The sequence below is a fragment of the Streptomyces sp. S6 genome (assembly GCF_054880855.1).
In genome coordinates, this window is the sequence record NZ_JBTYMC010000223.1 from 1 (window position 1) to 11,397 (window position 11,397).

Below are 11,397 nucleotides of genomic sequence, written 5' to 3' on the forward strand. Positions count from 1 at the left end.
AACCCGAAATCCGCACCGGCACGATCGTCCCGCCCGCGACCGAGAACGAGCGGATCGTCTGCGCGGCCGTCGCGAAGGTGCTGCGCCTCGACGAGGTCGGCGTCGACCAGGACGTCTTCCGGCTCGGCGGCGACAGCATCCTCGCCATCTCCCTGCTGGGCGCCCTCCGCGAACAGGGCCTGCACGTCACCGCCCGGCAGATCTTCACCCACAGCGTCGTCGGCGCCCTCGCGGCCGTCGCGAGCCGCGAGGACGTCACCGCGACGGACCACGCGGACGTCCCGACGGGCAGCGTCACCGGCTCGCCGATCCTGCGCTGGCTCGGGGAGACGACGGACGCGGTCGACGGGTTCGTGCAGTCCGTCGTCCTCAACACCCCCGCCGACCTCACCGGCGACGCCCTCGACGCGGCCCTCACCGCCCTCGCCGAACGCCACGACATCCTCCGCGCCCGCCTGGTACGCGGGGCGAGTTGGAGCCTCGACGTCCCTCAGCCGGGCCGCGCCACGATCGGCTGGGAGGAGAGCGACCGCCCCCTCGACGACTGCGTCGCCCTCGCCACCGCCGGACTCGACCCCGGCGACGGCGTGATGCTGCGCGCGGTCTGGCGCCGCGCGGCACGCCAACTCGTCCTCGTCGCCCACCACGTGATCGTCGACGGCGTCTCCTGGCGCATCCTCCGCGAGGACCTCGCCACGGCCTGGGAGCAGTACCGCCCCGGCGCGAACGTCGAACTCCCGCCGGTCGGCACGTCGTTCAGGCGCTGGACACAGCTCCTGGAGCGGGCCGCGTTCGACGCCGACCGCGCCCACTACGAGCGTCCGCTGCCCGGCCCCGACCAACTCCTCGGCAGGCGTGCCCTGTCGGAGGCCGACACCGTCGCGAACGAACGCGTCCGGGTGCTCACGGTCGGGCCGGACATCACCGCCGCGCTCCTCGGTGACCTCCCCGCGAAGTTCCACGCGGGCGTCAACGACGTCCTCCTCACCGCGCTCGCCGTCGCCCTCGCACGCCGGCGCGAGGGCCAGACGTTCGCGCACATCGAGCTGGAAGGACACGGACGCGAGGCCCGCCACGTCGCGGCCTGCGCCGGGTTCGAACCCGAACTCTCGCGCACCGTCGGCTGGTTCACCACCCTCTTCCCGGTGACCGTCGACCCCGGCACCGCCCCCGACCCCACCGACCCGGCCTACCTGACGTCCGCCCTCAAGGCCGTCAAGGAAGACCTCGCCCGCGTCCCGCGAGGCGGCCTCTCCTACGGCGTCCTGCGCCACCTCCACGGCGCCGACTTCGCCGCCCCCGCACCCCAGGTCCTCTTCAACTACCTGGGCCGCTTCGACGCCGGCGCCGACGGCGAATGGGAACTCGCGGGCAACACCGACCAGTTGGGCGAGAAGCGCGACCCCGCGATGCGGCTGCCGCGCGCCCTGGAGTTCAACGCCATCGCCGAACCCGACCCGGACAGCGGCGAGTTCCAGCTCGTGACGACGGTGTCATGGCCCTCCGGTGTCTTCACCGACGACGACATCACGATCCTCGGCGACCACTTCACCACCGCCCTCACCGGACTGGCCGCCCTCGACACCGGCGGCCACACCCCCAGCGACTTCGACCTCGTCCCCCTCACCCAAGCCGACGTCGACACCTTCGACGGACCGCAACTGCGGAACATCCTCCCGCTCACCCCGCTGCAAGAGGGCCTCTACTTCCACTCGGTCTTCGACGACGACTCCTGCGGCGCCTACGTCGAACAGCAACTCCTCACCCTGGAAGGGGAGATCGACGCCGACCGGCTGAACACGGCGGCCACCCGCCTCCTCGACCTCCACCCCAACCTCGCCGCCCGCTTCACCGCCCTCGCCGACGGCCGCGTCGTCTCCGTCCTGGAGTCCGGCGTCGAAGCACCCTTCACGGTCCTGGACCGCCCCGGCATCACCGACACGGAACTCCACGCCCTCGCCGAACGCGACCGGCGTGCCGGATTCGACCTCGCCGCAGGCCCGTTGATGCGCTACACCCTGGTCCGCGCGGGCGCCGGACGCACCGTCCTCGTGCAGACCGTGCACCACATCATCGCCGACGGCTGGTCCGTCCCACCGATGCTGCGCGCCCTCCTCGCCGAGTACCACGCACCCGGCAGTGTCCGCCCGATCGGCGGCTTCGCCGACTACGTCCGCGCACTGGCCGCACGCGACGCCGCCGAGAGCGACCGGATCTGGCGGAACGAACTCGCCGGCCTCACCGGCCCCTCCCTGGTCGCCGAGGGCCACACCCCCTCCGACACCTTCGCCGAAGTCTCCGCCCTGGCGGACGTCGAGACGGCGGGCGTCCCCCTGAGCGTCGCCGTGCACAGCGCCTGGGGCGTCACCCTCGGCACCCTCCTGCACCGCACCGACGTCGTCTTCGGCTCCACGGTCTCCGGCCGCGACATCGACGTGCCCGGCATCGCGGACATGGTCGGCCTGTTCATCAACACCATCCCCGTACGCACCCGTTGGGACACGGACACCACCGCCGGCGAGCTGCTCGCCTCGGTCCGCGAGCACCAGAGCACGGTCCTCGCCCACCAGCACGTCTCCCTGTCCCGGATCGGCGCGGGCACCCTCTTCGACACGCTCGTCGTGTTCGACATAGCGGCCGACATCACCGCCCTGCGCCGCCCCGGCGACACCATCGCCGTCACGGAAATCGTCAACGAGGGCGCCCCGCACTACCCGTTGACCCTGGTCGTGGAACGCGACCGCTTCAACCTCATCTACGACACGGAGGTGTTGGGGGAGCGGGACGCCCGCACGATCCTGGGCACCTTCACCCGCACGCTCACCGGCCTCCTGGCCGACCCCGATCGGCCCGCCCTCTCCGACACGAACCCGACTTTCGAACACACCCCCCTCAACGTCCGGTTCGACACCGCCGCCCGGCAGAACCCGCACGCCACCGCCGTCACCCAGGTCGCCCTGGACGGCACGACCCGCTCCCTGACATACGGCGAACTCGCCGACGCCAAAAACGAGTTGGTGTGCGTCCTGCGCGCCGCCGGAGTCGGCGCGGGCAAGCGGGTCGCGGTCGCGGTGCCACGCTCGGTGGAACAGGTCGTCGCCCTGGTCGCCGTCGTCAGCGCGGGCGGTGCGTACGTGCCGCTGGACCTCGCCTATCCGGACGAGCGGCTGGCGCACATCCTCGCCGACTCCGCCCCGCAGGTCGTCCTCGTGGACGCGGAACACCGCGACCGGTTCACGGCGTTGCTGGCCCGCGTCGGGGTCGACGCGCGCGTGATCGTCCAGGGAGACGAACTGCCGCTGGGCACAGAGCCGTTCGAGGTCGGCTGGCAGGACCCGGCGTACGTCATCTACACGTCCGGCTCGACCGGTCGGCCCAAGGGGGTCGTCGTCCCGCACTCGTCGGTGGTGACGCTGCTCGCCAACACGCGGCCCGCGATGGGCTTCGGGCCGGGCGACGTGTGGGTCCAGTTCCACTCGTACTCCTTCGACTTCGCGGTCTGGGAGCTGTGGGGGGCGCTCCTGCACGGCGCCGAGTTGCTGATCCCCGAGTACGGGCTGACGAGGTCGCCGGTCGACTTCCACCGGATGGTCCGGGAGCGCGGGGTGACGGTCCTCAACCAAACCCCCTCCGCCTTCTACCAGTTCGCCGAGGCCGACAGGCTCTCCGGGGAGGCGCTGCCCGCGCTGCGCCGGATCATCTTCGGCGGAGAGGCCCTCGAACCGGGGCGGCTGCGCGGATGGGTCGAGCGGCATGGCACGAGGACGCCCGAACTGGTCAACATGTACGGGATCACCGAGACGACCGTGCATGTCACGCATCGAGTGCTGACCGACGAGGACTTCGGGCCCTCCGCGGCTGACGCCAGCCCGATCGGCGGGCCGATCCCGGGACTTGTGACCTATCTGCTCGACGACCGGCTCCGGCCGGTGCCGCCCGGCAAGGTCGGGGCGATCTATGTCGCCGGGTCGCAGGTTTCCTTGGGGTATCTGGGGCGGGCCGGGCTCACGGCGGGGCGGTTCGTCGCCGATCCGTTCGCCGGGGACGGGTCGCGGATGTACCACACGGGGGATCTGGCACGCCGGACGCTCGGCGGGGAGCTGGAGTTCGCCGGGCGGGCCGACGACCAGGTCCAACTCAAGGGGTTCCGGATCGAGTTGGGCGAGGTGGAGGCCGCCGTCCGGGAGATCGACGGGGTGACGGACGTCGCCGTGACCGTCGCGGACAGCGGGGACCATCTCGTCGCGCACGTCGTCGGGCGGGTGCCGGGAGACCTGGACGAACGGCTCGCCGCGAAGCTGCCGGTGCACATGGTGCCGGGGCGGGTACTGGCCGTGGACGTGCTGCCGTTGACGGTGAACGGGAAGCTGGACCGCAAGGCGCTGGCGGCAAGGGCCTCGCAGGACGACACCGCGCAGAACGACACCGCTCGGGGTTTCACGGTTGACGCCGCGGCCCTCGACGCGCTGATCGGCATCTTCACCGCCACCCTGCCCGGCACCGACGTGGACGCCGACACCGACTTCTTCCGCGCCGGCGGCGACAGCATCGTCGCCATCACCGTCATCAACCGGGCGCGTGCGCTGGGGCTGGGCATCACCCCCCGGGACGTCTTCCTGCTGCGGACACCGCGTGCGCTGGCCGAGCGGGTGAGCGTCCCGGCCGCTCCCAAGGCGGTGACGATCGTGCGGGACGGCCCTGTCGCCCCGACCCCGGTCATCCTCCGCCGGCGTCAACTCGGCGGATCCCTCACCCGGTTCGCCCAGGCGAGGACCCTCACCGCCCCCGACGGCGCCGGGTTCGCGGACGTCGAGCGAGCGGCGAAAGCCGTCGTCGCCGCGCACCCCGCCCTCCGGCTTCGGCTGGGGACCGAGCACGGTGTCTGGACGCTCAGGACTGAACCCCACGCCGAACTCGCCCTCGTGCGTGGGCCCTTGTCGGCCGACGGACTCGCCGACCGGCTGGACCCCGAGGCCGGGCGGATGGCCGTGTTCGGGTGGCTCGAGGAGAGCCGGACGCTGGTGGCGGTCGTGCACCACCTCGCCGTGGACGCGGTGTCGTGGCTGATCCTGCTGGAGGATCTGGCAACCGCCCTCGACGGCAAGGAGCTTGAGGCACCGACGACGTCGTACGCACAGTACGCCGAAGCGCTCGCCGCACAGGCGCAGCAGGGGACCGGCGGGCTCGGTCACTGGATCGACACGCTCGCCGCGCCCGAACTGGTAGCCGTCACCGGGGAGTTGCGCTCCAGATCGGTCGTCCTCACTCCGGAGCTCACCGGCCTCCTCACCCGCACCGCCCCCGAAGCCCTCGGCGTCGGACTCACCGAACTCCTCGTCGGCGCCCTGCGCGTCGCGCTCACGGCGGTGCAGGACGAACCGGCTGATCTGGCCGTGGAGTTGGAACGGCACGGAAGGGTGCCCGTCCTTGAAGGGCACGACTACACGCGGACCGTCGGCTGGTTCACCTCGATCGCGCCGGTACGCCTCACCGCGCACACCGACCCGGTCGAGGCCGCCCGCGAGGCCGCCGCACGGCAGCCGGACGAGCGCGGGCATGTCGCCTACGGGCAGCTCAGATACCTCAACCCGCAGACGGCCCCGCTCCTCACCGCCCGCCCGCAGGTCCTCTTCAACTACCTGGGCCGAGGCAGCGAGGAGCAGGCGCTGCACATCACCGGCGGTGACCAGGGCAGCCCGTACGCGGTCGAGGTGAACGCCTGGATCGAAGGCGGGGAGCTGCGCGCGGAGTTCACCCTCGACGAGGGCGTCCCGGACGCGATCGCCGGGCATTGGCTCAAGGCGTTGGAGCACATCGTCGATGCCTCCGCCACCGCCGAGCGCACCGCGCCGGTGACTCCCCTCCAGCGGGGCCTGTTCTTCCAGGCCCAGTTGGCCGGGGAAGCGGGCCACTACGTCGCGCAGAGCTGGTTCACCTTCGAATGGCGCCTCGACGCGGAGAAGTTGGCCGACGCGATGGCCCACGTCATCGCCCGGCATCCGGTCGTCGGCGCCGGCTTCACCACCGACGCCGACGGCAACCCCGTCCAAGTCCTCAAGGCGGGCAGGCGTGTCGACGTCCGGACCGTCGAGCCGGCAGCCGAAGAGGTCGACGCCTTCCGGGCCGCCGACCGGGACGCCGGGTTCGACCTCGGGGAGCCGCCGCTGATCCGGCTGACCGTCGTCCGACTGCCCGACGGGCGGGACGGGTTGCTGTTCAGCTACCACCTGCTGCTGTGGGACGGCTGGTCGCGGGAGATCGTCCTGCGGGACCTGTTCGACGCGTACGCGGGCGCCCCCACGCTGACGCCCGCACCCAGCTTCGAGGAGTACGCGCGCACCCTCGCCGCCCGCGACACAGCGGCCTCCGAGCGGTTCTGGGCAGACCAGTTGGCCGAACTGCCCGGACCGACCCTCCTCGCCGGACCGGCCCCCGAACTGTCGACGGAGCTGCCCCCCAGCCTCGTCCACACCCTCACCGCCGACCGGTCCGACCTCCTCCGCGAGGCCGCCAAGACCCACGGCGTCACCCTCAACTCCGTGCTCACCGGCGCCTTCGGGCTGCTGCTCGGCGCCCACACCGGCCGCGCCGACGCCGTGTTCGGGATCACCGTCTCCGGGCGGGAGGGGGAGGGGCTCGACGACGTCGTGGGCGTCCTCCTCAACACCGTCCCGATGTGGACCCGGGCCCGGCCCGGCGACTCGGTGGCGGCCTACCTGGAGGGCGTGCAGGCGGCGCGGGTCGCGGCGATGGACCACGAGCACCTCGGGCTCGGCGAGATCCAGCGGGCCGGCGGCCACGACACCCTGTTCGACAACCTGTTCGTCCTCCAGAACTTCCTGGACCTGGACGCCTTCGCGGAGATGAACGCGCGGCACGGCATCGTCGAGGTGCAGGCGGACGACTCGACGCACTACCCGTACACGTGGGTCGTGACGCCGGGCGACCGGCTCACGGTCAAGCTGGAGTACCGGTACGGGGATCCGGCGAGCGCGCGCAGGCTGCTGGACGACTATCTCCGCGTCCTCGACGACCTCGCCCGCGCCACCGGACCCGTCGGCGCGCTGCCGGGACCGGGCGCCGTGCCCGTGCCCGGGGTCAGGACCGACATCACCACCGACACGGTCGTCGACCGCTTCGACCGGGCCGCCGACCGCACCCCGGAACGGCTCGCGCTCGTCGCCGACGGCAACACCCTCACCTTCGGGGAACTCCGGGACCGCAGCCGCGAGTTGGCCGGTGTGCTCGCCGGGCGCGGGATCGGCACCGAGACCAACGTGGGCCTCGCGATCCCGCGGTCGCTGGACTCGATCGTCGCCCTGTTCGCCGTCCTGCGCGTCGGCGCGGCCTACGTGCCGCTGGAGCTGGACCACCCGGACGACCGGATCGCGGCGATCGTGGAGGACGCGCGGCCGGAGGTGATCCTGACCGTGTCCTCGGTGTCGCCCCGGCTGCACCGGCTCACCCCCGAACTCGTCGAACTGGACCGGCCGTTGCCGCCCGCCGAACCGTTCGTGACGTTCACCCCGGACGACCCGGACCGGCTGCGCCACCCGGCGTACACGATCTACACCTCCGGCTCGACCGGGAAGCCCAAGGGCGTGGTGACCGAGTACGCGGGTCTCACCAACATGCTCATCAACCACCAACGCCGCATCTTCGAACCGGTGCTGGCCCGGCACGGGCACCGCGTGTTCCGGATCGCGCACACCGTGTCGTTCGCGTTCGACATGTCGTGGGAGGAGCTGCTGTGGCTCGCCGACGGGCATGAAGTGCACATCTGCGACGAGGAGTTGCGCCGCGATGCACCCCGGCTCGTCGAGTACTGCCTGGAGTTCGGGATCGACGTCGTCAACGTCACCCCGACCTACGCCCAACAGCTCGTCGCCGAGGGCCTCTTGGACGACCCCGAGCGACGGCCCCCGCTCGTCCTGCTCGGCGGCGAGGCGGTGACGCCGACACTGTGGCAGCGCCTCGCGGAGACGGACGGCACGGTCGGCTACAACCTGTACGGGCCGACCGAGTACACCATCAACACCCTCGGCGTCGGCACGTTCGAGTGCGCCGACCCCGTCGTGGGCGTCGCCATCGACAACACGGACGTCTACGTCCTCGACCCCTGGCTGAGGCCCCTCCCGGACGGTGTCCCCGGCGAGCTGTACGTCTCCGGTGTCGGCATCGCGCGCGGCTACCTCGGGCAGCAGGCCCAGACCGCACACCGGTTCGTGGCCTGCCCGTTCGGGGCGCCAGGCGAGCGCATGTACCGCACCGGCGACCTCGTCGTGCGTCGCCCTGACGGCAACCTCATGTACCTCGGCCGGACCGACCAGCAGGTCAAGATCCGGGGCCACCGCGTCGAACTCGGCGAAGTGGAGGCCGTGTTCGCCGCACACCCCGCCGTCCGGTTCGTCGCCGCCGTCGCGCAGCGCGACCCCCAGGTGGACGGGGCGTACCGGCTCGCCGCGTATCTCGTCCTCGACGGCGCCGAGTTGGCCGACGTCGCCGCAGAAGTCGGCGCCGGACTCCCGGACTTCCTGCGCCCGACCCACTACGCCCAGGTGGACGGCATCCCGCTGACCGTCAACGGGAAGGCCGACACGAAGGCGCTGCCCGAGGCCCGGCCACTGGGCGCGCTGACCACGGCGGGGGAGCGGGGACCGCGGACCGGGACGGAGACGGCCGTCTGCGAGTTCTTCGCCGAAGCACTGGACCTGGACGACGACGAGGTGAGCGCGGTGAGCGACTTCGTGTCCCTCGGGGGACACTCCATGCTGGCGGTACGCCTGATCGGGCTGCTCCGCCGCGAGTTCGGCCCCGTCGTCACCGTCCGAGACCTGTTCACCCTGCGCACCCCCGAAGCGATTGCCCGCCACCTCGATGACAACTCCTGAACCCCGGCAGCCCCGCAGCGGGGCCGACATCCTGCGCACCGCGCTGCGCCGCAACGTCGGCGCGATGGCCGGCGGCACCCTCCTCATGGGCCTCTACCAGGCCGGGGAGACCGCCTTCCCCATCGCGCTCGGCCTCATCGTCGAACACACGATGCGCGACCGCGGCCTCGACAGACTCGTCGTGTCCGTCGCCGCGTTGGCCGTGATCATCACGACCGTGTCGCTGTCGTGGCGGTTCGGCATGCGGATCCTCCAGAAGGCCAACACGACCGAGGCGCACCGCTGGCGGGTGGCGGTCGCCGGGTGCGGGCTCCAACCCGTCGCCCGGGACACCGACTTGAAGTCCGGCGAGGTCCTCACCATCGCCACCGAGGATGCCGACCAGACCGCCGACATCATCGAGGTCGTCCCCCTCCTCGTCAGCTCCCTCGTCTCCCTGCTCGTCGCGGCCGTCGCCCTCGGGCTCGCGGACGTCCGGCTCGGACTGCTCGTCATCGTCGGATCGGCGGCGATCCTGTCCGTCCTGAGCGTCATGTCGAAGCGGATCGGGTCCAGTACCCAGGAGCAGCAGGCACGGGTCGCGCGGGCCGGGGCGAAGGTCGCCGACCTCATCACGGGCCTGCGTCCGCTGCACGGATTCGGCGGCAACCACGCCGCGTTCGGCTCCTACCGGAAGGTCAGCGCGGAGGCCAGGCAACAGGCCGTGACCGTCGCCCGCGTGAACGGCGTCTACGCCGGGACAGCCCTCGCCCTCAACGCCGTCCTGGCCGCCGCCGTCACCCTCACCGCCGGGTGGCTCGCCTTCGAAGGGCGCATCAATATCGGGGAGTTGGTGATGGCCGTCGGGCTCGCCCAGTTCATCATGGAGCCCCTCAGACTCTTCTCCGAGATGCCGAAGTACGTGATGATCGCGCGCGCCTCGGCCGCCCGGATGTCGCTGGTCCTGTCGGCCCCGCCGGTGATGGCACCGGGCACCGGGACGCCCGCGAGCGGGGGTGACCTGGAGGTCGACCGGGTCCGGTACGGGGCGCTGCGCGACCTCAAGTTCCAGGTGAAGGCCGGGGAGTTCGTCGCCCTGACCGCCTATCAGCCGCGCGCCGCCGCCGACTTGGTGTCCCTCCTCGCCGTGCGCGTCCCCCCGGACGGCTACGAGGGCGAGGTCCGCGTCGACGGGGCCGCCCTCGGTGAACTCTCGGTCGCCGGGGCCCGCGCACACCTCCTGGTCAACCCCTACGACGGGGAGATCTTCGCCGGCACCCTCCGCTCCAACATCGACCCCTCCGGCACCAGCCGCACGGTCGACGAGGCCGTCCAGGCGTCCCTGCTGACCGACGTCGTCGCCCTGCACCCCGAGGGCCTCGACCACCCCGTCCGCGACCGGGGCGCCAACCTCTCCGGCGGCCAGCGCCAACGCCTTTCGCTCGCACGGGCGTTGGCCGCCGACACGGACGTCCTCGTCCTCCACGACCCGACGACCGCCGTCGACGCCGTCACCGAACAGCTCATCGCCCGCCGCGTCACCGAACTCCGGCGCGGACGGACGACGCTGGTCATCACCAGCAGTCCCGCACTCCTCGACGCCGCCGACCGGGTGCTGGTGCTGGACGACGGGGTGGTGACGGCGCAGGGCACACACCGGAACCTGCTGGCGACGGACGAGGCGTACTGCGCGGCTGTGGCGAGGTGAGGTGGGGGAGGGGTGAGGGGCGCGGGACACGTCGACGGGGGTCCCGCGATTCCCTGACCGCCGTACCCGTCCACCGCCTCATTCATCCCCCGTGGCTCAAGCCCCCCACCACCCACCCCACATCCCGCACCAACGCCCCCCGCCACCCCGCCCGGTCATGCCCCGCAGCCCCCCGGGACACCCGCACCTCCGCCCCGGCCTCCCGCGTCAACCCCTCCACCACAGCACAGTGCGGCAGCATCTCCCGCTCGTGCTCCCCCACGTCGAACGCGGCCCGCAGCCCCGCCAGTTGGGCTCCCTCCCGCAGCCGGGCCGCCATCGCACCCCCGACAGCACCCCCCAGCGGATCGACGGACCCGACCGCCTCGGGCGTCCACCAGAACGACCCCGACTGGCAGGCGACCCCGGCGACGAGTCCGGGGAACTCCAGGGCCGCGTACAGCGCGCCGAGCCCCCCGAGGCTCTGCCCGGCGACGACGAGCCGGGAGAGGTCGGCAGGGACCCCCGACTCCGCGACGAGCGGCAGGAGTTCGTCCCGGACTCCCTCCCACAGCTCGGGACGGCAGGCGTACTCGGCCTCGCGGTCCTTGGCGGGGAGGAAGGCCAGCGTGACGGGCGGCAGTTCGCCCGCGGCGACGGCGGAGTCGAACGCGGTCGTCGCGGGGTGGAGGTACAGCCAGTCGTCGCCGTCGAGCAGCAGGACCAACGGCCCGCCCCCGCCCACCGGATGGAGTCGGACGGTACGCCGCCCGAGGCGCGCGCTCGTCCACCGCACTCGGACACGCGGCACCGGCAGCACCGCGTCCGCGCCGACGGCCG

3 protein-coding genes are annotated in these 11,397 nt (G+C 72.3%); 2 read left to right on the plus strand and 1 reads right to left on the minus strand.

Annotated elements, in window-relative coordinates; all coding sequences use genetic code 11:
- Both ACVNF4_RS25390 and ACVNF4_RS25395 read left to right on the plus strand, forming a co-directional pair.
- A partial coding sequence (locus ACVNF4_RS25390) for an amino acid adenylation domain-containing protein (protein ID WP_461805190.1) occupies positions 1-8,891 on the plus strand: 8,891 nt, incomplete at its 5' end.
- Entirely contained in the window at positions 8,878-10,578 is a 1,701-nt protein-coding gene (locus tag ACVNF4_RS25395; protein WP_461805191.1) for an ABC transporter ATP-binding protein, read from the plus strand. The genes ACVNF4_RS25390 and ACVNF4_RS25395, both read left to right, overlap by 14 nt.
- Before the next feature lie 82 nt (positions 10,579-10,660).
- Here ACVNF4_RS25395 and ACVNF4_RS25400 read toward each other — a convergent pair.
- Positions 10,661-11,397: alpha/beta hydrolase (locus ACVNF4_RS25400; protein ID WP_461805192.1), on the minus strand; the 737-nt coding region annotated here is incomplete at its 5' end.